The following is a 22,530-nucleotide window of genomic DNA, read 5'->3' as shown; positions in this document are numbered from 1 at the left end:
TTCTCAGACAAACGGTTACCGTTTGTCCAGAGATCATGCTTGAATAAAAAGCCTTGAAGAACGTCCTCTTCGTCTGCAGCCAGAACCGCTTGCGCAGCCCGACCGCCGAGCAGGTGTTTTCCAGTCGCAGGGACATCGAGGTCGCGTCGGCGGGAACCAACCACGATGCCGACACGCCACTGACGCATGAGCTGGTGGTGTGGGCCGACATCATCTTCGTCATGGAAAAGGCACACCGTGCCAAATTGCAGAAGAAATTCAAGGCCAGTCTGAAGAAAGCCAAGGTCATCTGCCTCGATATACCAGACGACTATGAATTCATGGACCCGGACTTGGTGCGGCTTCTCGAGGCCAAAGTGCCGCGATATCTCGGCTGAATAATTCGCGCCGTCGTCATCCTCGGACCCGAGGATCCATGCCGCGACCTGCGCCGGCGGCGGGAGCAGAATCCAATCGCGGAGGCGCGGAGGCCTGGCGGAAGTCAGGCGTCGTGCTTGTGGCGGTGTTTGGCGCGGTCTTTCTCGGCGAGTGGCTCTCCGGCGCGAACCGGCTTGGCATCGACCTTGTCGCGGCGGGCGCGATGCTGGTCGCCTATCGGATGCGATGGAACGCCCTCGCGAGCGCTTTTTGTTTCAAGACGGGTGATGAAAATATCGAAGCGATTGGGCATCGTCCGGTCAGTGCTCCGTCGTGCTGTCGGGTTCGGTGTCGGAAGGCCTGATGTCCGCTGGCAGGGCGCTTGCGGCCAGCTCGTTGGTCAGGCTGCTTTCGGTCCTGGCAGGCCGACGCCTGTCCTTGGGTGCGGCAAAGCGCTTGCGGCCGGCATAGTAGGGCGTGAAAGCGTCCTGTATCTTCAGGCTGTCCATCCTGTCCTCCTCGGAATCAGGGGCTAAATCTGCCAAACCCGGTTTCGTTCCTTACTGTGGCAAAGGAATGGCGGGAATTTCACTTCGCTCGACGCTTTTGCAACCGGGCGTGAGCCGTGCCAAACAGGGCCGAACGGAGAAGGCATCAGTGACCGGCGAAACGGGCAAGCGCAGCTATGTGGTCGGGCAGACCGAGATCGCGGCCCGTCCGCTCGAACCGGCGCTGTATCTGGTGGCGACGCCGATCGGCAATCTGGCCGACATCACGCTGCGCGCGCTGGAGACGCTGGCCGCCGCCGACATCGTCGCTTGCGAGGACACGAGGGTGTCGCGCGTGCTGCTCGACCGCTATGGCATTCGCCGCCGCACCACGGCCTATCACGAGCACAATGCCGGCGAGGCCGGGCCGAAACTGATCGCGGCACTGCAAGCCGGACAGAGCGTGGCGCTGATCTCGGACGCCGGCACGCCGCTCGTGTCCGATCCAGGCTACCGGCTGGTCGGCGAGGCGCTCGAGCATGGCATTCGCGTCGTGCCGATCCCGGGCCCGTCGGCGCCCCTCGCCGCGCTCACCGCGTCCGGCCTGCCCTCCGACGCCTTCCTGTTCGCCGGCTTCCTGCCGGTGAAGACAGGCCAGCGGCTGACGCGGCTGGAAGCCCTGAAGGCCGTGCCGGCGACGCTGATCTTCTTCGAATCGCCGCGCCGGCTGGCCGAGTCCCTCTCTGCCATGGTCAAGGCATTGGGCGGCGAGCGGAAAGCAGCAATCGGCAGGGAATTGACCAAGACCTTCGAGGAGATGCGCACCGGCACGCTGCAGGTGCTCGCCGACCACTACGCGGCGGCCGATACGCCGAAGGGTGAGATCGTCGTCTGCGTCGGTCCGGCCGAGGCCGGGGCCGACGAGCCGGCCGACATCGATCGTCTGCTGTTGTCGCTCGCCGCCGAGATGCCGGCCTCCAAGGCAGCGGCCGAAGCCGCGAAGATGACCGGCGGCCAGAAGCAGGCGCTCTATCGGCGGCTGCTGGAGCTCAAGGACAGACCATGATCCCGAAAAGTGGAAACCGGTTTTCCCCGACAAACGGTTCCGTTTGTCCAGAGATCATGGTCAGACAAAATTCCGGAGAAGGCGACGGTGGCTGAGCGCCCAAGTGCCAGCCGCCAGAAAGCCTATCGGCGCGGCCATCGCGGCGAGTGGCTGGCCGCGGCGGCGCTGATGCTGAAAGGCTACCGGATCCTGGCACGCCGCCATCGCACCCGCTTCGGCGAGATCGATCTGATCGCGCGGCGCGGCGATCTGGTGCTGTTCGTCGAGGTCAAGGCACGCCGTACGCTGATCGAAGCCATGGAGGCGATCGGCCATGAATCGGAACGCCGCATCGAGGCGGCGGCCGACATCTGGCTGTCGCGCCAGCCCGACTATGGCAAGCTGTCGATGCGTTTCGACATGGTCGCGGTGCTGCCCTGGCGCTGGCCGGTGCATGTCGAGAATGCGTTTTATGGAAGGAATTAGACCTGTTGTTGGAGGCGACTCATTCGCCGAAGTCGGCGCCGCCCCTCATCGCCCTGCCGGGCACTTCTCCCCGTATAGTGACGGGGAGAAGGGAGCTGCTGCAACCTTTGCGCTTATCCCTGCAACGTTGGCGATTGGCGAAATCGTTGAGGAGAGACCCCTCTCCCCGTCACTATACGGGGAGAGGATGCCGGCAGGCAGGTGAGGGGCGGCACTGACGCCCCATGTGCGAAGCGATGCCCCGAGCTCAGCCCCAAACCATCAGCGCCACCAGCCCGACGATCCCCACCACCAGCCGCCACCAGCCGAACAGCGCGTAGCCGTTGCGCGAGACGTAATCGAGCAGGTAGCGGACGACGACCAGTGCCGTGACGAAGGCGGCGACGAAGCCGATGGCGATGATCGGCAGGTCGGCGCTGCTCAGCACGTTACGGTTCTTGAACAGGTCGAAGGCGAAGGCGCCGACCATTGTCGGGATAGCGAGGAAGAAGGAAAACTCGGCCGCCGCCCGCTTGTCGACGCCCAGAAGCAGCGCGCCGACGATGGTCGATCCCGAGCGCGACGTGCCGGGGATCAGCGACAGGCACTGGAAAAGCCCGATCTGCAGGTAAAGCCGGGTCGGGAAGCGTTCGACGTCGCGGTAGACCGGTTTGAGGTTCATGCGGTCAACCGCCAGCAGGACGACGCCGCCGATGATCAGCATGATGCAGATCAGCCGTGGCGATTCGAACAGTACCGTCTTGATGAAATCATGCGCCAGCGCGCCGATGATGGCCGCCGGCAGGAAGGCGACCAGGATGCCGATGACGAAATGCCGGGTCAGCCGGTCATGCGGCAGGTCGAGCAGCATCTGCCACAGGCGGCGGAAATAGACGCTCAGGATGGCCAGGATGGCGCCGAGCTGGATCAGGATCTCGAAGGCCTTGCCGGTCGAATGGAAGCCGAGGAAATGGCCGGCGAGCAGGATATGGCCGGTCGACGAAACCGGTATGAACTCGGTCAGCCCCTCCAGCAGGCCGAGGAGCAAGGCTTCGACGATGGTCTGGCTTTCCATGGCTACCTCGGCATTGGCGTGACGGCTGACAGAACGGTTTGCTTGTCATGGCCTGCAAGTCCCCCTATAGGTCGCAACACCATGACGGCCCGCTAACCGGGCGGCCAAGACTTACCGGTGCGCCCGGCGATTCGCCAGTGCGCTTTATCATCGCGGAACCATGCTGACGCTTTTCCATCATCCCATGTTCGCCACCTGCCGCTTCGTCCGCCTCGCTTTCGGCGAGTATGGCGAGGAGCTGGCTTTGATCGAGGAAAAGCCATGGACCCGGCGCAAGGAGTTCCTGGCGCTGAACCCGGCCGGCACGCTGCCGATCCTGCTGGCCGAGGGCGATGTGCCGATCGTCGGCGCGACGGTGATCGCCGAATACCTCGATGAAACGCGCGGCGTCTTGAAGCGCGACAAGCGGCTGTTCGCCGAGGACCCGATGCAGCGCGCCGAAATCCGCCGGCTCATCGACTGGTATCTCAACAAGGCCGAAAGCGAAGTCACCCGGCATCTGGTGCGCGAACGCGTGCTGAAGCCGATCATGCCGGAAACCGCGGGCGGCGGCTCGCCCGATTCGGGCGCGATCCGTGCGGCGCGCGCCAACATCCGCCAACATATGAAATACACCAACTGGCTGGCCGGCACCCGCCATTGGCTGGCCGGCAGCAGGGTCACCTACGCCGACCTCGCGGCGGCGGCGACGTTGTCGGTGCTCGACTATCTCGGCGAGATCGACTGGCGCGAGCACCCTGCTGCGCGCGAATGGTACACGCGGGTGAAGTCGCGGCCCTCCTTCCGGCCGCTTTTGACCGATCGGGTGCGCGGCCTGTCGCCGGTGTCACATTATGCGGACCTCGACTTCTGACGCGTCGAAACTGCGCGCGCTGATCGACGCGGAGGCGCATCGCGCCGGCTTCGATGCCGTCGCAGTCACCACTCCCGATGCAATCCCGCTGGCGCCGGCCCGCCTCGCCGAATTCGTTGCCGACGGCTTTCACGGCTCGATGGACTGGATCGCCGAGACGATTGCGCGCCGCGGCGAACCGACCGCACTCTGGCCGCAGGTGCGCTCGATCATCGTGCTGGCGATGAATTACGGCCCCGACCATGATCCGCGCGAAGTGCTGGCCAAGCGCGACCGTGGCGCCATCTCGGTCTATGCGCAGAACCGAGACTACCATGACGTGATGAAGGGCCGGCTGAAGGAAATCGCCGGCAAGATCGTGGCGCGCGCCGGCGGCGACGTGAAGGTGTTCGTCGACACCGCGCCGGTCATGGAAAAGCCGCTGGCCGAGGCCGCCGGGCTTGGCTGGCAGGGCAAGCACACCAATCTGGTCAGCCGCGAACATGGCTCCTGGCTGTTCCTCGGCACCATCTTCACCACGGCCGAACTCGTGCCCGACCGGGCGGAGATCGACCATTGCGGCTCTTGCCGCGCTTGCCTCGACGCCTGCCCGACTGATGCTTTCCCGGCACCCTACCGGCTCGATGCGCGGCGCTGCATCTCCTATCTCACCATCGAGAACAAGGGGCCGATCCCGCATGAATTTCGCGAGAAGATCGGCAACCGTATCTATGGCTGCGACGACTGCCTCGCCGCCTGCCCGTGGAACAAGTTCGCCAAGACGGCTTCCGAGGCCAAGCTCGCCGCGCGCGACGATTTGCGCGAGCCGTCGCTTGCCCAGCTGTTGCAACTGGACGATGCGGCCTTCCGCGCCTTGTTCTCCGGGTCGCCGATAAAACGCATCGGCCGCGATCGTTTTATCCGCAACGTGCTGATCGCCGCCGGCAATTCCGGCGACGCCTCGCTTGCCGGCACCGTGCGTGTCTTGCTGGACGACGCCTCGCCGCTGGTGCGGGGCGCGGCAATATGGGCGCTGGCGCGGCTGGTGCCCGATGCTGAATATTACGAACGGGCCGCGACCGGCCTGAAAACCGAGGGCGACGGGGCCGTGCGCGATGAATGGCGCCTGGCGCGGCCAAATCCAACCGGGACACATGCATGAGCGAACGCCAGATCCTCATCTTTGGCGCCGGCTATTCCGGCAAGGCCTTTGCCCGCGCCAACAAGGATGCCGCCACGATCCTCGGCACGACACGCTCGCCGGAGAAATTCGAGGCGCTGCGCCAGGCCGGCATCGCGCCGCTGCAGTTCGATGGCGCGCTGACGGACGAAATCGGCGAGGCGCTGAAGCAAACGACGCATCTGGTGATTTCGGTCGCCCCGGAAGAGGCCGGCGATCCGGTGCTGAACGCCGCCCGTCCGGCAATCAGCCAGATGCCGGCGCTGGAATGGATCGGCTATCTCTCGACCGTCGGCGTCTATGGCAATTATGACGGCGCATGGGTCGATGAAACGGCGCAATGCCGGCCGGTGTCGAAGCGCTCGGTGATGCGGGTTGAGGCCGAGCAGGACTGGCTGAAACTCGGCCGGGGCATCGGCCGGCCGGTGGCGATCCTGCGCCTTTCCGGCATCTACGGACCGGGCCGCAACGCGTTGGTCAATCTGGAGAACGGCACCGCAAGACGGCTGGTCAAGCCCGACCAGGTGTTCAACCGCATCCATTGCGACGACATTGCCGGCTCGCTCTGGCAGCTCATCGGGGGCAATGCCGGCGGCATCTTCAACGTCACCGACGACTTGCCGGCACCGCCGCAGGATGTCGTCGCCTATGCCGCGTCGCTGATGGGTGTCACACCGCCACCCGAAATTCCCTTCGACGCCGCCCAACTTTCGCCCATGGCGCGATCCTTCTATGGTGAGAACAAGCGGGTCGCCAACGCGGCGATCAAGGCGGCGGGCTATCGCTTTCGCTTTCCGGATTACCGCTCGGCTCTCGACCATATGTGGGCAAGCGGCGACTGGCGCGACGGCGAGCCGCGCAGCCCGATGAAGCGCTAGCGATCGTAGCCGGCGGCGCGGCGTGATATGATTCGGGTTGCCGTTCAGCGGTTCGCGGAGGGAAAGGTCGCATGATGTCATCGGTTCGGTCGCCGTTGGGCAGCAGGACAATCCTGGCCGCTGCGTTTGGCCTGGCCGTCCTGGCCGGGCTCGCCGCGTGGCCGGCAGCGGCCGAGGAACGGGCGAAGGACCTGTTCGGCGCCAAGAAACTGCCGGCGGCGACATCGGCACAGTCGATCGGCTTCTACTCCAAGGGCTGTTTTGCCGGCGGCGTCGCCATTCCCATGGACGGTCCGACCTGGGAGGTGATGCGGCCGTCGCGCAACCGCCGCTGGGGCCATCCGGCGATGATCGCGCTGATCGAGAAACTGTCGCGCGACGCCGCCGCCGACGGTTGGCCGGGACTGCTGATCGGCGACATTTCGCAGCCGCGCGGCGGTCCGATGATGACCGGCCACGCGTCGCACCAGATCGGGCTCGACGCCGACATCTGGCTGACGCCGATGCCCAGTCGCCCGCTGTCGATGGCGCAACGCGAAAGCATGAGCGCCACCTTGATGGTCGACGAGAAGACGCATCTGGTGAAGGACGCGCTGTGGACGCCACAGCACACAAACCTTCTGAAGCGGGCGGCGAGCTACCCCGAGGTCGAGCGCATCCTGGTCAATCCCGGCATCAAGAAAAAGCTCTGCGACACCGTCAAGGGGAATCGCTCCTGGCTGCGCAAGATCCGGCCGTTCTGGGGCCACGACTATCATTTCCACATGCGCATCGGCTGCCAGCCGGGCTCGCCAAACTGCAAGGCGCAGGAGGCGACACCGGGCGATGATGGCTGCGGCAAGCCGTTGGCCTGGTGGTTCACCGAACAGCCCTGGCGTCCCAACAAGAACCCCGATGCGCCGAAAGCCCGCGACCTCATGACGATGGCGAACCTGCCCGGGGAATGCCGCGCCGTGCTCGACGCGCCGGGGCCGGCCTCGGTCGAGGCCGCTACCTATCACGGCGGCGCCGTCCCGGTCGCGGTCGCCGCGCCCGAGCCTGAGGCGCCGTCCGTGCCCGCAACCACGGCCAGTGGCACGGCCGGCTTGCCGGCCTCGATGAACGCCTTCACCGCGACACCCGAGGTTGGCGTCCCGGTGCCGCGGCCACGGCCGCCTGGCAACTGACGTCAGGCAAGTCGCTCCAGCTTCCAACTTGGGCTGGAGACGAGTTGGTCGCTGATGTCAGCGCTGCCCCTCATCGCCCTGCCGGGCACTTCTCCCCGTATAGTGACGGGGAGAAGGGGGCTGGCCGAAACCTCGGCGCCCTTCTTGCAACCCCGATGATTAGCGAGTCCGGTGTTGAGAGCGCCCCTCTCCCCGTCACTATACGGGGAGAGGATGCCGGCAGGCAGGTGAGGGGCGGCACCGGCGCTCGGAAAGATGGAGGACCAATTCGAAACCTGAAACGAACTGCCGCCGAAGCAGCTTTCCCTTTTCAAACTCATGCGCTAGTCAACGGGAGAACGGCGACACGCCGTCAGGGGGCGCCGGGGACGGACGAGAGCATGCCAGGCACAGGCGATGACGATACTTTGCTGCGGTTTCCGATCCTGATCGGCGACATTGGCGGCACCAATGCGCGCTTCTCGATCGTGCTCGACGCCAATTCCGAGGCCGGTGAGCCGACCATCGTCCAGACCGCCAACTACAACACCATAGATGAGGCGATCCAGGCGGCGGTGCTCGACCGCTCGTCCGTTCGCCCCAATTCAGCGGTGCTGGCGGTGGCCGGCCCGGTGGATGGCGACGAGATCGAGCTCACCAACTGCCCTTGGATCGTCAAGCCCGGGCAGATGTTCGCCAGCCTGGGATTGAGCGACATCGTCGTGCTCAACGATTTCGAGGCACAGGCGCTGGCCGTCGTCGCGCTCGGCGAGGAGCACATGGAAAAGATCGGCGGCGGAGCGCCGGAACCCAATGCCGGGCGCGTGGTGCTCGGTCCCGGAACCGGCCTCGGCGTCGCCGGGCTGGTCTATGCGCTGCGTCACTGGATACCGGTGCCCGGCGAAGGCGGCCATATGGACATCGGCCCGCGCACGCCGCGCGATTTCGAGGTGTTCCCGCATATCGAGAAGCTCGAGGGCCGCATTTCGGGCGAGCAGATCCTGTGCGGACGCGGCCTCGTCAACGTCTACCGGGCGGTGGCCAAGGCGGACGGCAAGCCGTCGCCCTTCACCACGCCGGCCGAGATCACCGCAGCAGCGCTGGCCAAGACCGATCCCGTCGCGCAAGAAGCGCTGGAGACCTTCGTCACCTGCCTCGGGCGCACCGCCGGCGACCTCGCTCTGGTGTTCATGAGCCGCGGCGGCGTCTTCCTCACCGGAGGCATCGCGCAGAAGATCGTGCCGGCGCTGAAAGCCGGCAATTTCCGCGCCGCCTTCGAAGACAAGGCGCCGCACAGCGCGCTGATGCGCACCATGCCCGTCTACGTGATAACCCATCCGCTGGCGGCGCTCCTGGGCCTTGCCGCCTATGCCCGCAACCCCTCGCTGTTCGGCGTCCAGACGGCGGGCCGGCGCTGGCGCGACGAAGTTAGTCAGCCCAAGGCATAGGCAAGCCGGCTCCTTGGCGTTAAGAGGGGTGCCGAATTGCCCGGCCGCGGGAAGCGGAAACCTACGAAGCGCTCCGATTTGACACTTCCACCCCCCAACCTGTCGAAACCCCGTGCGGGCGAGATCGTGGCGGTCATCCGCCGCATCCTCGAGGAGAACGGCCGCGACTATCGAGGGGCGTATATTTTCACGATCCTCTGCCTGCTGACCGTGTCCGCGACAACGGCCCTCTCCGCCTGGATCATGAGTCCGGTCGTCAATCAGATCTTCTATGAACGGCGCGGCGATCTGATCCCATGGATCTGCGCCGCACTTCTGGGAGCTTTCATCCTGCGTGGGCTTGCCGGCTACGGCCAGGCGGTGACGATGGCCAGGATCGGCAACAATCTGGTCGCGCGATACCAGCAGCGCATCTTCAACCATCTGATGAAGCTCGGCGTCAGCTTCTTCAACGACACCCGTTCCGGGCGGCTGGCGGCGCAGATCAACGAGAACGTCAACGGCATTCGCGACCTCCTGTCGATGACGGTGACGTCGATCGCGCGCGACGCCGTCTCGCTGGTCGGTCTGGTCGGCGTCATGATCTATCAGGATCCGGTGCTGTCCCTGAGCTCGCTGCTGATCGGGCCGCCGCTAATCTACACCGTCACCTACCTGATGCGCCGGGTGCGGCGCATCACCCGCGAATCGGTGCAGATCAATTCGCGGCTGATCGGCGCCATGCAGGAGGCGACGCAAGGCATTGCCATCGTCAAGGCCTTCACCATGGAGGACGAACTGGCGCGCCGCATTGGCAAGCTTGCCAACGACGCGGAACAGCGGTCGAACAAGATCGCCCGCGTCTCGGAACGGCTGACGCCGATTTCCGAGATGCTGGCCGGTGTCGCCTTCGCCAGCGTCATCGCCTATTCGGGCTACCGGGCCACCGTTCTTGGCCAGCCGCCGGGCGCGGTCTTTTCCTTCATCACGGCGCTGACGCTCGCCTATGATCCGGCCCGCCGGCTGGCGCGCATGCAGGTCGGCATGGAGCGCGCGCTGGTCAATGCGCGCATGATCTACGAGCTTCTCGACCTGGAGCCGCAGCAAGGTGATGTGGCGGGAGCCGCCGAGGCGAAATTCACCTCCGGCGAAGTGCGCTTCAACAACGTGTCCTTCCGCTATGTCGAGGAGGCGCCGGTGCTGCAGGACCTAACTTTTGTCGCCGCCGCCGGCAAGGTGACCGCCATCGTCGGCGCCTCGGGCGCCGGCAAGACGACGCTGGTGGCGCTGCTGCAGCGTTTCCACGACGTCGAGGCCGGTACGATCGAGATCGACGGCCAGGACATCTCGAAGGTCACCAAGCAGTCGCTGCGCAACTCGATCGCCTATGTCTCGCAGCAGCCCTATTTGTTCGAAGGCAGCATCCGCGACAACATCCGCTACGGCCGGCTGAGCGCCACCGACGCCGAGATCGAACAGGCCGCGCGGCAGGCGGCGGCCGACGATTTCATCCGCCAGCAGCCGCAGGGCTATGACACGCCGGTCGGCGAGAACGGCGTGACGCTGTCGGGCGGCCAGCGCCAGCGCGTGTCGATCGCCCGCGCCATCGTGCGGCAGGCGCCGATCCTGCTGCTCGACGAGGCGACATCGGCGCTCGACAACGAGGCCGAGGCGCGCGTCCAGCAGGCGCTGACGACGGTCATGGAAGGGCGCACCACCATCGTCATCGCGCACCGGCTGTCGACGGTGGTCAATGCCGACCACATCGTCGTCATGGAACAGGGGCGGCTGGTCGAGGAAGGCACCCATGCCTCGCTGATGGCCGATCCGCACAGCGTCTATGCGCGCTTCCACAGGGTGCAGGGCATCAAGGGCCTGGGGCTTGTCGACGACGCCGCGCCGATCCAGACTTCGTCGCCAATCCCATCACAAGACATCGAGACGCAGAGCATCGCCGGGAGCACGACATGAGCGACACGCCCGCTACGCCAGCAACCGATATGGGCCTCGTGGTGGTCGGCGCGGCCGGCCGCATGGGCCAGACGCTGATCCGCGCCATCCATACCATTCGCGGCGCGCGGGTCATCGGCGCGGTCGAGCGTGCGGATTCGCCCCATCTGGGCAAGGATGCCGGCGAACTGGCCGGCATCGGCCGCATCGGCGTGCCGATCAGCGCCGATCCGCTGCCGGTCTTCGCCGGGGCCGACGGCGTGCTCGATTTCACCACGCCGGCCTCATCAGTCGAGTTCGCCGGCTACGCGGCGCAGGCGCGCATCGTCCATGTCATCGGCACGACCGGCTGCTCGGCCGAAGACAATGCGAGGATCGAGGCGGCGGCGCGCCACGCGACGATCGTCAAGTCGGGCAATATGAGCCTCGGCGTCAATCTGTTGGCGGTGCTGGTCGAACAGGCGGCGAGCGCGCTCGACGCCGACGATTTCGATATCGAGATCCTCGAAATGCACCACAAGCACAAGGTCGACGCGCCGTCGGGCACGGCGCTGCTGCTCGGCGAGGCCGCCGCCGCCGGACGCGGCATCGCGCTTGCCGGCAATGACGTGCGTGTCCGTGACGGCCACACCGGCGTGCGAAAAGTGGGCTCGATCGGCTTTGCCACGCTGCGCGGCGGCTCGGTGGTCGGCGATCACAGCGTGATCCTGGCCGGCACCGGCGAGCGCATCACGCTGGCCCACCATGCCGAGGACCGCGCCATCTTCGCTCGCGGCGCAGTCAAGGCGGCGCTTTGGGCGCGTGGCCGCAAACCGGGACTGTATTCGATGCGGGACGTGCTCGGCCTCAGCTGAGCGGCCAATCTGCCAAATTTGCCAACCTGAAGGGAGCAAACATGTCGAGAACCCTCGTGCTCGTGCGCCACGGCCAGAGCGAATGGAACCTGAAGAACCTGTTCACCGGCTGGCGCGACGTCGACCTGACCGAGCTGGGCCACGCCGAGGCCAAGGCCGCCGGCCAGAAGCTCAAGGCGCGCGGCCTGAAATTCGACATCGCCTTCACCTCGGCGCTGATCCGGGCGCAGAAAACCTGCCTGCACATTCTCGACGCGGTCGGCCAGAGCGACCTGAAGACCATCCGCGACCAGGCGCTGAACGAGCGCGACTATGGCGACCTTTCCGGCCTCAACAAGGACGATGCCCGCAAGAAGTGGGGCGAGGAGCAGGTGCATGTCTGGCGCCGCTCCTATGACGTGTCGCCACCCGGCGGCGAGAGCCTGAAGGACACCGGCGCCCGCGTCTGGCCCTACTATCTGCACGATTTGCAGCCACACGTGCTGCGCGGCGGCACGGTGCTGGTCGCCGCGCACGGCAACTCGCTGCGCGCGCTGATCATGGCGCTCGACGGCAAGTCGGGCGAGGAGATCGTCAAGCTGGAGCTCGGCACCGGCGTGCCGATCATCTACACGCTCAACGCCGATTCCACCGTGGCTTCCAAGGAAGTGCTGGAGAGCTGAGCCGGCAAGCGGCAAACCGCTTTGAAAAAAGCGCGTTGACACACATCGCTTGCCCGCTTACATGAGCCCGCACCAGCCCAGATGGCGGAATTGGTAGACGCGCACGGTTCAGGTCCGTGTTCCGCAAGGAGTGGAGGTTCGAGTCCTCTTCTGGGCACCAAATTCCCGTTTCGGACAGTCCGAAGCAGTTCAGACGACCAACAGAAAGCCCGGGTTTCCCCGGGCTTTTTTGTTGCCTGTGCTCTGTGGCGTCCGCAGCCGTGCGTTGGTACCCGCCGCATTTGTTTGTATCTCCGTTGGTATTGCGGCCGCATTCGCGGTGGCACGCCGCGAGGGATACCAACAATGCCCCTTTCCGGCGCACAAAAGCGCGACTTTGAAAGGGACGACACTGCCCGGAAGATAAGTGATGGCGGCGATTTCATGTGCCCGGGTGGTCGACTTTGACTGCCCGGCAGCCGCCTAAGCGGCGATCCAGCCAAGCGGATGCTGTTGGTGGAGGCAAACCAAAAGGACAAATCTGCCTGGATCAACCTACCGCCAGGTACCTCTATTGCACAATTGAGTACCTCTACGGGCTACTTTTTTCTGCTGATTTGCAACGTATATTGCAAAATACATTCAATATCACCTCCATTCAATATTACCTCCGTATCCGGAGTGCAAAAGGTTGGCTTTCGCATCCGCCTCGATTGGTTTTCATCGCTTCGGTCTCGGGCCGCGATCGGGTGACCTGTCTCTATTGGGTGACGATCCGCGTAGTGTCCTTCTGGATGAGCTGGATGAACCTGGCATTGCCCTCCTGAATGGTGGGGATCTCCTGTCCGCGGCCGAGATCATCACGGAGCGACATCGCCAGGATCGGCTTCCGCGTGGGTACCTTTCGGCGGCGATCCGACGCCTTTCCTTCTTCGTGCCGGTCGATCGCCGGGTGTTCGAAGCGGAAGTGCAGGCCCGGATAGACCGCGCCCTGATCGTCAGGACAGGGCTCGTCGAGCGGCTCGTGACATTCTGGACGAACCATTTCGTGGTCGAGACCGGTGCCAATGGCACTGTCCGGCGCACCGCCGCGGCATTCGAGCGGGAAGCCATTCGGCCTTTCGTACTTGGGCGATTCGAAGACATGCTTGTCGCCGTAACCCGGCACCCGGCAATGCTTTCCTATTTCAACAGCGCGATTTCGGTCGGACCGAATTCGGTGATCGGGCGCCAGTCCGGACGCGGGTGCAATGAAAACCACGCGCGCGAGCTGCTCGAATTGCACACGGTAGGGGTCGAGGCTGGCTATTCGCAAGCAGATGTTACCGCGCTGTCAAAAGTGTTGACCGGCTGGAGCTACAGGGGCGCAAGCGGGGACGATGACCTTGCCGATGACTATGGATGCTTTTGGTTCGTCGCGGACGCACATGAGCCTGGCGGCCAGCGGGTCATGGATGTCGACTATCCGCAAACCGGCGTGGATCAGGGCGAAGCGGTTCTGTCCACTCTCGCGGCCCATGAAGCAACAGCAAGGCGGATCGCTTGGAAGCTCGTCCGTCACTTCGTTGACGATCACCCCGCGCCCGACATTGCCGAAGAGATCACGGCAGTGTTCCTGGAGAGTGGCGGGGATCTCAAAGCGTGTGTTCGAACGCTGCTTCTCCACGACAAGGCGTGGGGGCCGGTGGTGAAGATCAAGAGCCCATGTGAATTCCTGTGGTCGGCTCTCAGGGCTCTGGGTCTCGGCATCGATGTCGCGCAGGTCGCACGCGTGTTGAGCGCCCTGGGTCAGCCATTGTGGAATCCACACGCCCCCAATGGTTTTCCCGATCACGCCGATAGCTGGCTGGCTGGCAATGCGATGACCGATCGTCTCGATTTCGCCGAAGAGCTGGCGGCGCGGGTCCGTATTGACCTGGACCCGCTGGCTGTCACCGATGCGGTATTGGGCAAGCGTTGTTCCACACGTACGCGGGAGCATATTGCCCGTGCCCCAACCAGATCGCAGGCACTGGCTTTGTTGCTCATGAGTCCGGAGTTCCAGCGGAGATGACGGCGATGCCGCCAACACGTGTCCCAAGCGGCAGTTTCGTTGCCTGGTCGAGAATGCCACGCACGGTCTACGCTGCGCCGCGCGATCCACGAATGGTAGTCGTTGTCCTGCGCGGAGCTTTGGACGGTCTGGCTATTGTGCCACCCATCGGGGACCCGAATTATGCGCGCTTGCGGGGCGAGCTTGCAATTGGCGTGGCCGGCATCGGGCGTGTCCTGTCGCTGGATGGGTTTTTCGGCTTGCATGATGCGATGCGGACGTTGCACGCACACTACGCGGCCGGCGACGCCCTGATCGTCCATGCCGCGGCCACCCCCTACAGGGATCGTTCCCATTTCGACGGCCAGGATGTCCTGGAAAGCGGCATGCCTGGGCCAAGAGACACAGCATCCGGCTGGCTCAATCGTGCGGTACTGGAACTTCCGGTTGGCGACCGAATAGAGGTCGCCCGTCCGGTCGGGCTGGCCATCAGTCCCACTGTTCCGCTGATTTTCCGTGGTGCCGCGCCCACATTGACGTGGACGCCGCCAAATTTCCAGTCAGCCTCTCCGGACACGCAAAGTCGTCTTATGGAGCTTTATGGCGAAACCGATCCGGCGCTGTTGCGTGCCTTCGTCGAAGGCCGCGAAATCGACAGTCTGTCAGGTCATGGCGACGTTCCCGTGCCGCGCACAAAGACGGCAGGGCCTTCCTTCCGCGAGGCGGCGGAGGGCGCGGCGAAACTGCTCGCGGCCGAGTCTGGGCCGCGAATTGCCGCACTCAGCTTTGACGGCTGGGACACGCACGCGAACGAGGGCGCCGGACACGGAAAGCTGGCAAGGCTGTTGGCGGCCTTGGATGACGCTTTGGAGGGGTTGGCCAGCGGCCTGAAGTCCGTCTGGCACGATACCGTGATCGTCGCCATCACCGAGTTCGGTCGTACGGCGCGGATCAACGGCAATGAGGGGACCGACCATGGTACCGCCACGACGGCCTTCCTGATGGGTGGCGCCGTCAAGGGCGGACGGATTGTGGCGGACTGGCCGGGACTCGGAGACTCCCAACTACATCAAGGCCGAGACCTTATGCCGACGACCGATCTTCGGGCGGTGCTGAAGGGCCTTTTGCGCGACCATCTCGGTATTTCGGAGTTCACCCTGTCGCAGCGTGTGTTCCCGTCCAGCATCGCCGTCAGGCCTTTGAACGGACTGATCGCGTAGCGCGCTCATCGCCCGTGTGTACCGGGTGTTCCGCGACAAGCCAGCCGGTCTCATTGTCGACTCCATCGGGGATCGCCCAAAAGCCCGGCTCGTTCGGGCTTTTTTGTTGCCACCGACCGGCCCTCCTGGCCAGGCACCAAACAAACCACTTCAAACCGCGCGATGGCTTCGCTACGCTCGCAGCCATGTCTCAATCCGCCACCGCCATCTTCGGCGCCCGTCGCGATCAGGCCTTCCCCACGCTGGCTGAGGCCGACATCGAGCGCATGCGCCGTTTCGGCGAGGCTAGCGCCTATGCCGCCGGTGAGCACATCGTCACCGCCGGCGATGTGGCGCCCGGTCTGATCGTCGTCTTGTCGGGCAGGGTGGACATCACCCAGGATGGCGGGCTCGGCCGGCGCGAAACGATCGTCACCCACGGTCCGGGCAGCTTCGTCGGCGAACTGGCCCAGCTTTCGGCCCGCCCCTCGCTGGTGAATGCGCGGGCCGCCGAGCCGGTGGAGGCGTTCGTCATTCCCTCGCAGCGGCTGCGCGACCTGATGGTGCAGGAGGCAAATCTTGGCGAGCGCATCATGCGGGCGCTGATCCTGCGCCGTGTCGGGTTGCTGGAAAGCGCCACCAGCGGGCCGATCATCATCGGACCCGTCGACAATGGCGACGTGTTGCGGCTGCAGGGGTTCCTGGCCCGCAGCGGCCAGCCGCACCGCGTGCTTGATTCCGATAGCGATCCCTGCGCCAAAACCCTGGTCGAGCGCTTCGACGTCGATCCTCATCATCTGCCGATCGTTTTGTGTCCTAACGGCAGGCTGTTGCTCAACCCCGGCGAGAAGGATCTCGCCCGTTGCATCGGCCTGCTGCGGCCGATCGATGCTTCCAGGCTATACGACGTCGCTATCGTCGGCGCCGGGCCAGCGGGGCTGGCGGCCGCCGTCTATGCGGCTTCCGAAGGGCTGTCGACCATCGTGCTCGATTGCCGGGCCTTTGGCGGGCAGGCGGGCGCCTCCTCGCGCATCGAGAACTATCTCGGCTTCCCGACCGGTATTTCGGGAATGGCGCTGATGGCGCGCGCTTATAACCAGGCGCAGAAGTTCGGCGTCGAAATGGTGATACCGGACGAGGCGAAGCTGCTGAGCGCCGCGGCCGACGGCGCCCGTTACACGCTCGATGTCGGCGACGGCGAGAGCGTGCGGACGCGCACGGTAGTGATCGCCAGCGGTGCGCGCTATCGCCGGCTCGATGTCGCCAACCTGGCGCAGTTCGAGGGAACCTCGGTGCACTACTGGGCCTCGCCGATCGAAGCACGGCTTTGTGGCGGCCAGGAAGTGGCATTGGTCGGCGCCGGCAATTCGGCGGGCCAAGCGGCGGTCTACCTGGCCAGCCATGTGCGCAAGGTGGCGCTGCTGGCGCGCGGCGGCAGCCTCGAGGCGAGCATGTCGCGCTATTTGGTCGAGCGCATCAAGGCGCAGCCGAACATCGAGATCTTGACCGGGACCGAGATCGAGGCGCTGGAAGGCAATGAGGGCAATCTTGCCAGCGTGCGTTGGCGCAACCGCGCGAGCGGCGTGCAGGCGACGCGCCCGATCCGCCATCTCTTCCTGTTCATCGGCGCCGACCCGAATACGGACTGGCTGGCGAACTGCAACGTGGCGCTGGACGCCAGGGGTTTCGTGCGCACCGGATCGGAGCTGGGATCGGCGCATGGCGTGATGGAGACGAGCCGCAGCGGGGTGTTTGCCATCGGCGACGTCCGCTCCGGCTCGGTCAAACGTGTCGCGGCGGCAGTCGGCGAGGGTGCCCAGGTGGTCGCGGCATTGCATGCATATCTCGCGCAAGACGGCGGCCACGCCACGCAGGGCAATTCCAGGAAAAGTGTGTGACGGTTTTCCCGGGAAAAGCGCGTAGCGCTTTCCCCTGGGGAATTGCGCAAAGGGAATAGTTGAGCCTGAACGGATCGGAGAGTGTGATGGCGGATGAATGTAGACATGCAGCCGGGATCAAGGACGTGACGCCGAGCGCGCTCGGCTGCGAGGAATGCCTGAAGAGTGGCTCGCAATGGGTGCATCTGCGGCTCTGCCGAACCTGCGGCCATGTCGGCTGCTGCGACGACTCGCCCAACCGTCACGCCACCAAGCATTTTCACGCCACCCGCCACCCGATCATCGAGGGCTATGATCCGCCGGAAGGCTGGGGATGGTGCTATGTCGACGAGGTCTTTCTCGACCTCGGCGACCGCACCACGCCACAGAACGGCCCGATCCCGCGCTTCTATTGAGCAGCGTCAGCCGGATGGCGCACGGAGCCCAAGGAAAAGCCCGGTTCGTCCGGGCTTTTCCTTGTCTGACGCATCGTTGTCGTCCGGTGCCCGATTGTCAGCGAACTGACAGGTTTCCTGTTCCACTGTCCGGCAGATCACGATCACCGGAGCCCGATCCTGGGACGCTTTCTTCAGCGGAATCGTAACTGTGTCATCGAGTGCGCCCAAAAAGGGAACGCCGCCCGACAAAGCTTTGACATGATCGCGGATAGTTTGGAATCATTCAAAACTGGAAGACTCGCATGAACCCCACCTACACAAGCGCGCAGAAGGCCATTCACTGGGCGGTGTTTCTGCTGGTCATCGGCCTTTACGGCTTGACCTACATGGAGGAGCTTTTTCCGCGCGGCGACCCCGGTCGTGCGCTCGTCTGGTGGCTTCATATTTCGTTTGGGCTGCTGCTGTTCGCGCTGGTCGTCATCCGCGTCGGCCTGCGGCTGGTGCTGGGAACGCCAGGACTGCCGACGGAAATGTCGGAGCTTGAACGATGGGCGGCTAAGATCGCGCATCTGCTGCTCTATGGGCTGCTCGTCGCCATTCCCGTCCTTGGCATCCTGCTGACGTGGTACAGGGGCGACGCCTTGAGCTTCTTTGGCCTTTTCACCATCCCGGCTCCGGTTACTCCCGACCGCGACACGGCTCGGTTCATCAGGGAACTGCACAGCCTCTGCGCCAATCTGATCCTCATCCTAGCCGGAGTGCACGCGGCGGCGGCCCTTTGGCATCATTTCATCCGCAAGGACGATGTGCTCAAGCGAATGCTGCCGGAAGCCACGGGCTCCTGAACAACCTCAGGAAAGCGTGAAACGGTTTTCCGTCCGGAACCGCATTAAGACAGGGCTCCGGACCCCGGCCACCTCCTCGATCAGTCTTGCCGTTTAGGCGGCGGGGCGGCTTCCTGGTTCTCCACGCTGTTGTCGTTTACCCGCAAGGCCTTGCCTCGGACCGTCTTTTTCTTGAGCGTGTCACCGGTCTGCGTTTGCGGCGGGCGCTTCGGATTTTGCGCGGTGTTTTCGTTCACGTCGAGGGCTCGCGTCATCATATCCTCCGATTGCATGTCTGGAACACAATGTCCGACGGTGCGTGGAGTTCCCCGGCAAACGGGGCGCTCCTTGCGGCCAGGCGTTGCAGCCGGCAGTTCAACTGTCATGCCGGCTTGCGCCGTCGCACGATCTTCCACTCTTGCCAGATCAGCACCATGACGGCCGCATCGAAGACGGTCAGGACGAGCAGGCCGAACGAATGGGTGTAGGAGTAGCGGTAGATTTGATAGACCATGAACAAGCTCAATGCTGCGAGCGATGCCGGATATGACCAGAGCTTGCCTCTCAGGAGGCCGACGACCAGGGCCAGCTTTATCAGGCCGTGGCTGAGCAGGTAGAAGGCGTAAAACTCCTTGCTGGCGATCGAAAAATGGTTTGCCATCTGCAACAGATGACCCGCGATGAAATCGTTCGGATCTTCGATCAGTTCCTCTTGGGTCAGAGCCTTGACCCAGGCGGCAATGGTGTCGGTGGAGATGACATAGAGCAGTATCCCACCGATGCATTCGATCAGGGCATGCGCGCCCTTGAGCCAGACGCCGACTTCAAAAATCTGATGGATGCGGTGTTCATCGACGGCCTTCAAAGATCCACCTCACGACCAATCGCGGAAACCGACGCCAAATGGATGCAGCTTTAACGCACTGGATAAACGCCGCGGCCGGTATCAGCCCTTTACTTGATAAGGCAATGATAGGCGTCTCACAAATCGGCGTTCCCCTCATGGTGCTGGCCGTGGTTCCTGCAATGGTGGGCGAAGGCCGACCGTTATCATGTTCGTCACGCGGCGGTTTCGGCCGGCCTGGCGTTTCTGCTGGGTCTTGCGGCCAACCAGTTCATTCTTCTCTTCCTGCATCGGATACGACCCTACGATGCCGGTGTGACGCATCTGTTGATTGCGCCCAGCGCCGACTGGTCGTTCCCGTCCGATCACGCGACAGCCGCCATTGCGATTGTCGCGGCCTTTGCGATGCAAGCTCTTCCGCGCCGGACGATCGCGCTTCTGGTCATGGCATTGCTGATCTGCTGGTCGAGAATCTACATCGGAACGCACTACCTGACCGACATTGTCGGCGGAGCCATCACCGGCGTTCTGGGTGCCATCATGGTGCGGCTGGCTTACCGGGAGAAGTCCCGGCTGGACAAACTGGTGACCGGGATTCTTTAGGTCGGTGCGGTTCGAAGCCTCCGGGCAGACGTTGGCTGCCGGCTGCCGAGTCGTTTATCGCACCGACCCCGTGACAGTCGGGTCGAGCGCATTGGGAACGGATTTGCGTTCGTTGCCGGCAAGTGCCGCTATGATCAGCAGACTGGCAACGACCGGCACAAACAGGATCGCAACGCGGGCTTGCACATAGAAAATGGCGCGCCATTCGCTGCGCTTCTCGGGGCTGTTGCTCATCATACTCACTTTGTCTTGCCCCCCAGGGGCGTGACATAGCCGCCAACGGTTAAGCAACCCCTTCCGACTTTGTTAACCGGCGGAAAGTTGCGCCCGGCGTCAGCCCAGCCCAATGCGCCTGGCGCCTTGCCGGAAGCGGGCCGCGGCATCTGGCTCGAAGCGGAAAGTGTCGATGAAATCGTCGCTTGAGTAGTGCGGCAATGTCTTGCGGATGGCGGCGGCAAAGCCTCGTGCCTCGTCGAGCCGGCCCGCCAGCGCCAGGCAATGCGCGGCGATCGCCAGGATGATGGTGTGCGCGTTTGGCCGCGCCGCCGCCTTCAGCGCCCATTCGGCCGCCTCCTCGAACTGGCCGAGCCGGACATGCGCCATGGCCCGCGCCCCCAGCATGCCGAACAGCAGCGGGTCGAAGGGGCTGAGATGGCGCGAATGGTCGGATGAGCCGATCGCCGCTCGCGGGTCGCCCGACTGCGAGTGCACGAAGGACAGCGCATAGTGGCCAAGCGCGAAGTTGGGGCTGAGGTCCACCGCCCGTTCCAGTTCGAGCAGCGAGCCGTCCTGTTCGCCACGCAGCCACAGCGCCCGGCCCATCGCCCAGTGCGCGGCCGGATTGTGGTCGTCGAGCAGCAGGCTGTGGCCGGCGCTCTCGAAGGCGAGCGCACTTTCCCGGTCGCGGTCGCCCCAGCGCTGGAAGGCGTTCTGCCAGTGGGTGAAGGACAGCCCGGCATAGGCGCGGGCGAAGGTCGGGTCGAGCCGCAGGGCCATGTCAAAGAAATGCCGCGCCTGCTCGTTCTCGGTCTGGGTGAAGCGGTACATGTGCCAGAGGCCGCGATGGTAGGCTTCCCAGGCGTTGAGCGAGTTGGGCGCCTTCAGCATCGCGCGGTTGCGTTCGACCGTTTCGATCTCGGCCGAGATCGATGAGACGATGCTGTCGCAGATATCGTCGAGCACGGCGAAGATGTCGTCGGGCCGGCGCTCGAACGTCTCGGCCCAGACGATCCTGGCCGACCGCACCTCGATGAGTTCGACACTGACAATGAGCCGGCCTGTCGGGCTGCGCACCGTACCCGTGGCGACATAGTCGACATTCAGCCTGCGGCCGGCATCCTCCGGGGCGATATTCTTCTCGGCTAGCGCAAACACCGATCCGCGCGCGATGACAAAGAAATCCCTGAGCTTGGCAAGCCGGGTGATGATGTCGTGGGTGAGGCCGTCGGCGAGCCCGCCGCCGGTGCCGTCGCTGATTTCCTCGACAAACGGCATCACCGCCAGCGAAGCATGGTTTGGTTCCACCGGGCCAGCATCCAGGGGCGTGGCCACCAGACGTGGTGCCGCGGGCACCAGGGCCTGCGGCTGCGGGGTCGGAGGCGAGGCAGCCGGCGACCTGTCGCGGATCGCCCGCCAGGCCGCGTTGACCGGTGCGAAATCGAGCTCCTCCGACTGGAACAGCCGCGCCGCCGCCGCCAGATGCTGCTCGGCCGCGCCGATCTCGCCGCGTCCGACCAGTCCGGCCAGCAGCGTCGCATGCGCGCGCCCGTCGAACGGCGCCAGTTCCACCCACCTTTGCAGATGGCTGATCGCCTCGTCGCAGCCCGCAGGCAGGCTGCCGGCAAGCTGTTCCAGCACCGCCGCGTGACACGAACCGAAGCGGCGGCGCTGCGCGATCAGCCAGCTGCTGAAATGCGGGTTGCGCTCGAGCTCCAGCCCGTCGAGAAAATCTCCCGTGAACAATCTGGCCAGCACACGCAAGCGCTCCACCTCGAGCGTGCCGAACCCTTGCGCGGCGGCGCCGGCAACCTCGAGCGCGTCGACAACACAATCGCTCAGGTCAAGCGCCACCGTGTCGCCTTGCGTGGAGACCCGGCGCCGGCCCGGCTCATCGAGCGCGCCGCGCAGTTTGCTGAGGCACCAGCGCAACTCGCCACGTGGGTCGTTGGGCACGTCCCATAGAAGCTCGCACAAACGGCCGCGGCCGACCGGATGCGGCGCCAGCGCCAGATAGGCAAGGAGCGCGCGCAGTTTGCGTGACGCGGGCAAGACCACCGGAACGCCGTTGCGTGAGATCGTCAGCGGACCGAGCATACGCACCGACAGGCCGGCCGTTTCGCCGTCCAGTCTCGATCGGGTTGATTCCACGTAAATTTCCACGCCTGCTCCCACGCTGGCCTGTCGGCTTCTCCTGTAT

At 64.6% G+C, this 22,530-nt stretch carries 23 protein-coding genes, 1 tRNA gene and 1 pseudogene; 19 read left to right on the top strand and 6 right to left on the bottom strand.

The window, feature by feature from the left end; translation table 11 throughout:
* The first annotated feature begins 53 nt into the window (after positions 1 to 53).
* The gene (locus AC56QQ_RS02590; protein ID WP_497125444.1) at positions 54 to 377 is read left to right on the top strand and encodes a low molecular weight protein tyrosine phosphatase family protein; all 324 of its coding nucleotides are present in this window, start codon (positions 54 to 56) and stop codon (positions 375 to 377) included.
* A gap of 101 nt (positions 378 to 478) precedes the next feature.
* Positions 479 to 598, top strand: a pseudogene (locus tag AC56QQ_RS02585) (EamA family transporter); the annotation flags it as partial.
* A 79-nt stretch (positions 599 to 677) separates the two neighbouring features.
* Here the strand turns inward: AC56QQ_RS02585 and AC56QQ_RS02580 are convergent.
* Positions 678 to 866 carry a hypothetical protein gene (locus tag AC56QQ_RS02580; RefSeq protein WP_497125443.1) on the bottom strand — a complete coding sequence of 63 codons (189 nt, stop codon included), beginning with the start codon at positions 864 to 866 and terminating at the stop codon, positions 678 to 680.
* 148 nt (positions 867 to 1,014) lie between these two features.
* Here AC56QQ_RS02580 and rsmI point away from each other — a divergent pair, with 148 nt between their 5' ends.
* Both rsmI and AC56QQ_RS02570 read left to right on the top strand, forming a co-directional pair.
* Positions 1,015 to 1,911: a 16S rRNA (cytidine(1402)-2'-O)-methyltransferase gene (rsmI, locus tag AC56QQ_RS02575; RefSeq protein WP_497125442.1), complete on the top strand. Its 897-nt coding sequence runs from the start codon at positions 1,015 to 1,017 to the stop codon at positions 1,909 to 1,911.
* Between the two features lie 87 nt (positions 1,912 to 1,998).
* Entirely contained in the window at positions 1,999 to 2,376 is a 378-nt protein-coding gene (locus tag AC56QQ_RS02570; protein ID WP_489863568.1) for a YraN family protein, read from the top strand.
* 247 nt (positions 2,377 to 2,623) lie between these two features.
* Here the strand turns inward: AC56QQ_RS02570 and AC56QQ_RS02565 are convergent, their stop codons facing one another.
* Positions 2,624 to 3,430, bottom strand: a complete 807-nt coding sequence (locus AC56QQ_RS02565; protein WP_497125441.1) for an undecaprenyl-diphosphate phosphatase — start codon at positions 3,428 to 3,430, stop codon at positions 2,624 to 2,626.
* 160 nt (positions 3,431 to 3,590) lie between these two features.
* Here AC56QQ_RS02565 and AC56QQ_RS02560 point away from each other — a divergent pair, with 160 nt between their 5' ends.
* From AC56QQ_RS02560 to AC56QQ_RS02495, 14 genes are all read left to right on the top strand, one after another.
* Positions 3,591 to 4,283, top strand: a complete 693-nt coding sequence (locus tag AC56QQ_RS02560; protein ID WP_256754214.1) for a glutathione S-transferase family protein — start codon at positions 3,591 to 3,593, stop codon at positions 4,281 to 4,283.
* Positions 4,264 to 5,424 carry a tRNA epoxyqueuosine(34) reductase QueG gene (gene queG, locus AC56QQ_RS02555; RefSeq protein ID WP_497125440.1) on the top strand — a complete coding sequence of 387 codons (1,161 nt, stop codon included), beginning with the start codon at positions 4,264 to 4,266 and terminating at the stop codon, positions 5,422 to 5,424. Before AC56QQ_RS02560 ends, queG begins: the two co-directional genes overlap by 20 nt.
* The gene (locus AC56QQ_RS02550) at positions 5,421 to 6,320 is read left to right on the top strand and encodes an NAD(P)-dependent oxidoreductase (protein WP_497125439.1); all 900 of its coding nucleotides are present in this window, start codon (positions 5,421 to 5,423) and stop codon (positions 6,318 to 6,320) included. The genes queG and AC56QQ_RS02550 overlap by 4 nt, the downstream gene beginning before the upstream one ends.
* Before the next feature lie 71 nt (positions 6,321 to 6,391).
* Complete coding sequence (gene mepA, locus AC56QQ_RS02545) at positions 6,392 to 7,486, top strand: penicillin-insensitive murein endopeptidase (RefSeq protein ID WP_497125438.1); 1,095 nt, start codon at positions 6,392 to 6,394, stop codon at positions 7,484 to 7,486.
* A gap of 380 nt (positions 7,487 to 7,866) precedes the next feature.
* Complete coding sequence (locus tag AC56QQ_RS02540; RefSeq protein WP_497125437.1) at positions 7,867 to 8,913, top strand: glucokinase; 1,047 nt, start codon at positions 7,867 to 7,869, stop codon at positions 8,911 to 8,913.
* 78 nt (positions 8,914 to 8,991) lie between these two features.
* Entirely contained in the window at positions 8,992 to 10,863 is a 1,872-nt protein-coding gene (locus AC56QQ_RS02535; RefSeq protein WP_497125436.1) for an ABC transporter ATP-binding protein, read from the top strand.
* Positions 10,860 to 11,696 carry a 4-hydroxy-tetrahydrodipicolinate reductase gene (gene dapB / locus AC56QQ_RS02530; RefSeq protein WP_497125435.1) on the top strand — a complete coding sequence of 279 codons (837 nt, stop codon included), beginning with the start codon at positions 10,860 to 10,862 and terminating at the stop codon, positions 11,694 to 11,696. Before AC56QQ_RS02535 ends, dapB begins: the two co-directional genes overlap by 4 nt.
* Positions 11,697 to 11,737: 41 nt before the next feature.
* Entirely contained in the window at positions 11,738 to 12,358 is a 621-nt protein-coding gene (locus AC56QQ_RS02525) for a 2,3-bisphosphoglycerate-dependent phosphoglycerate mutase (protein WP_497125434.1), read from the top strand.
* Positions 12,359 to 12,433: 75 nt separating this feature from the next.
* Positions 12,434 to 12,518: transfer RNA gene (locus AC56QQ_RS02520), tRNA-Leu, on the top strand.
* A 510-nt stretch (positions 12,519 to 13,028) separates the two neighbouring features.
* Complete coding sequence (locus AC56QQ_RS02515) at positions 13,029 to 14,390, top strand: DUF1800 domain-containing protein (RefSeq protein WP_497125433.1); 1,362 nt, start codon at positions 13,029 to 13,031, stop codon at positions 14,388 to 14,390.
* On the top strand, positions 14,387 to 15,589 hold the full coding sequence (locus AC56QQ_RS02510) for a DUF1501 domain-containing protein (protein WP_497125432.1): 1,203 nt from the start codon (positions 14,387 to 14,389) through the stop codon (positions 15,587 to 15,589). Before AC56QQ_RS02515 ends, AC56QQ_RS02510 begins: the two co-directional genes overlap by 4 nt.
* 185 nt (positions 15,590 to 15,774) lie before the next feature.
* Positions 15,775 to 17,466, top strand: coding sequence for an FAD-dependent oxidoreductase (locus AC56QQ_RS02505; protein ID WP_497125431.1), 1,692 nt, complete (start codon positions 15,775 to 15,777; stop codon positions 17,464 to 17,466).
* Between the two features lie 86 nt (positions 17,467 to 17,552).
* The gene (locus tag AC56QQ_RS02500) at positions 17,553 to 17,861 is read left to right on the top strand and encodes a UBP-type zinc finger domain-containing protein (protein ID WP_497125430.1); all 309 of its coding nucleotides are present in this window, start codon (positions 17,553 to 17,555) and stop codon (positions 17,859 to 17,861) included.
* A gap of 284 nt (positions 17,862 to 18,145) precedes the next feature.
* Positions 18,146 to 18,688 (top strand): cytochrome b, encoded by a 543-nt coding sequence (locus AC56QQ_RS02495; protein WP_497125429.1) that lies wholly within the window; start codon positions 18,146 to 18,148, stop codon positions 18,686 to 18,688.
* Between the two features lie 80 nt (positions 18,689 to 18,768).
* Here the strand turns inward: AC56QQ_RS02495 and AC56QQ_RS02490 are convergent, their stop codons facing one another.
* The gene (locus AC56QQ_RS02490) at positions 18,769 to 18,942 is read right to left on the bottom strand and encodes a hypothetical protein (protein ID WP_497125428.1); all 174 of its coding nucleotides are present in this window, start codon (positions 18,940 to 18,942) and stop codon (positions 18,769 to 18,771) included.
* Positions 18,943 to 19,049: 107 nt separating this feature from the next.
* Entirely contained in the window at positions 19,050 to 19,532 is a 483-nt protein-coding gene (locus tag AC56QQ_RS02485) for a DUF2127 domain-containing protein (RefSeq protein WP_497125427.1), read from the bottom strand.
* A 156-nt stretch (positions 19,533 to 19,688) separates the two neighbouring features.
* Here AC56QQ_RS02485 and AC56QQ_RS02480 point away from each other — a divergent pair, with 156 nt between their 5' ends.
* Positions 19,689 to 20,114 (top strand): phosphatase PAP2 family protein, encoded by a 426-nt coding sequence (locus AC56QQ_RS02480; protein WP_497128860.1) that lies wholly within the window; start codon positions 19,689 to 19,691, stop codon positions 20,112 to 20,114.
* A gap of 54 nt (positions 20,115 to 20,168) precedes the next feature.
* On the opposite strand, the gene AC56QQ_RS02475 is transcribed toward AC56QQ_RS02480, so the two are convergent.
* Both AC56QQ_RS02475 and AC56QQ_RS02470 read right to left on the bottom strand, forming a co-directional pair.
* Positions 20,169 to 20,348 (bottom strand): hypothetical protein, encoded by a 180-nt coding sequence (locus AC56QQ_RS02475; protein WP_256754189.1) that lies wholly within the window; start codon positions 20,346 to 20,348, stop codon positions 20,169 to 20,171.
* A 99-nt stretch (positions 20,349 to 20,447) separates the two neighbouring features.
* Positions 20,448 to 22,427: a BTAD domain-containing putative transcriptional regulator gene (locus tag AC56QQ_RS02470; protein WP_497128858.1), complete on the bottom strand. Its 1,980-nt coding sequence runs from the start codon at positions 22,425 to 22,427 to the stop codon at positions 20,448 to 20,450.
* Between the last annotated feature and the right edge of the window lie 103 nt (positions 22,428 to 22,530).

It is taken from the genome of Mesorhizobium sp. RCAM 05099 (assembly GCF_059683685.1).
Note: the sequence above shows the minus strand (reverse complement) of the source record. Positions and strands in the feature narration are given on the sequence as shown.

What these genes read in the sequence shown, in the direction of transcription:
- AC56QQ_RS02490 (WP_497125428.1), bottom strand. Translation starts at nt 18,942, where the DNA reads ATGACGCGAGCCCTCGACGTGAACGAAAACACCGCGCAAAATCCGAAG.
- AC56QQ_RS02510 (WP_497125432.1), top strand. Translation starts at nt 14,387, where the DNA reads ATGACGGCGATGCCGCCAACACGTGTCCCAAGCGGCAGTTTCGTTGCC.
- AC56QQ_RS02505 (WP_497125431.1), top strand. Translation starts at nt 15,775, where the DNA reads ATGTCTCAATCCGCCACCGCCATCTTCGGCGCCCGTCGCGATCAGGCC.
- queG (WP_497125440.1), top strand. Translation starts at nt 4,264, where the DNA reads ATGCGGACCTCGACTTCTGACGCGTCGAAACTGCGCGCGCTGATCGAC.
- AC56QQ_RS02560 (WP_256754214.1), top strand. Translation starts at nt 3,591, where the DNA reads ATGCTGACGCTTTTCCATCATCCCATGTTCGCCACCTGCCGCTTCGTC.
- AC56QQ_RS02580 (WP_497125443.1), bottom strand. Translation starts at nt 866, where the DNA reads ATGGACAGCCTGAAGATACAGGACGCTTTCACGCCCTACTATGCCGGC.
- AC56QQ_RS02495 (WP_497125429.1), top strand. Translation starts at nt 18,146, where the DNA reads ATGAACCCCACCTACACAAGCGCGCAGAAGGCCATTCACTGGGCGGTG.
- mepA (WP_497125438.1), top strand. Translation starts at nt 6,392, where the DNA reads ATGATGTCATCGGTTCGGTCGCCGTTGGGCAGCAGGACAATCCTGGCC.
- AC56QQ_RS02500 (WP_497125430.1), top strand. Translation starts at nt 17,553, where the DNA reads ATGGCGGATGAATGTAGACATGCAGCCGGGATCAAGGACGTGACGCCG.
- AC56QQ_RS02565 (WP_497125441.1), bottom strand. Translation starts at nt 3,430, where the DNA reads ATGGAAAGCCAGACCATCGTCGAAGCCTTGCTCCTCGGCCTGCTGGAG.
- AC56QQ_RS02475 (WP_256754189.1), bottom strand. Translation starts at nt 20,348, where the DNA reads ATGAGCAACAGCCCCGAGAAGCGCAGCGAATGGCGCGCCATTTTCTAT.
- AC56QQ_RS02470 (WP_497128858.1), bottom strand. Translation starts at nt 22,427, where the DNA reads ATGCTCGGTCCGCTGACGATCTCACGCAACGGCGTTCCGGTGGTCTTG.
- AC56QQ_RS02540 (WP_497125437.1), top strand. Translation starts at nt 7,867, where the DNA reads ATGCCAGGCACAGGCGATGACGATACTTTGCTGCGGTTTCCGATCCTG.
- dapB (WP_497125435.1), top strand. Translation starts at nt 10,860, where the DNA reads ATGAGCGACACGCCCGCTACGCCAGCAACCGATATGGGCCTCGTGGTG.
- AC56QQ_RS02525 (WP_497125434.1), top strand. Translation starts at nt 11,738, where the DNA reads ATGTCGAGAACCCTCGTGCTCGTGCGCCACGGCCAGAGCGAATGGAAC.
- AC56QQ_RS02550 (WP_497125439.1), top strand. Translation starts at nt 5,421, where the DNA reads ATGAGCGAACGCCAGATCCTCATCTTTGGCGCCGGCTATTCCGGCAAG.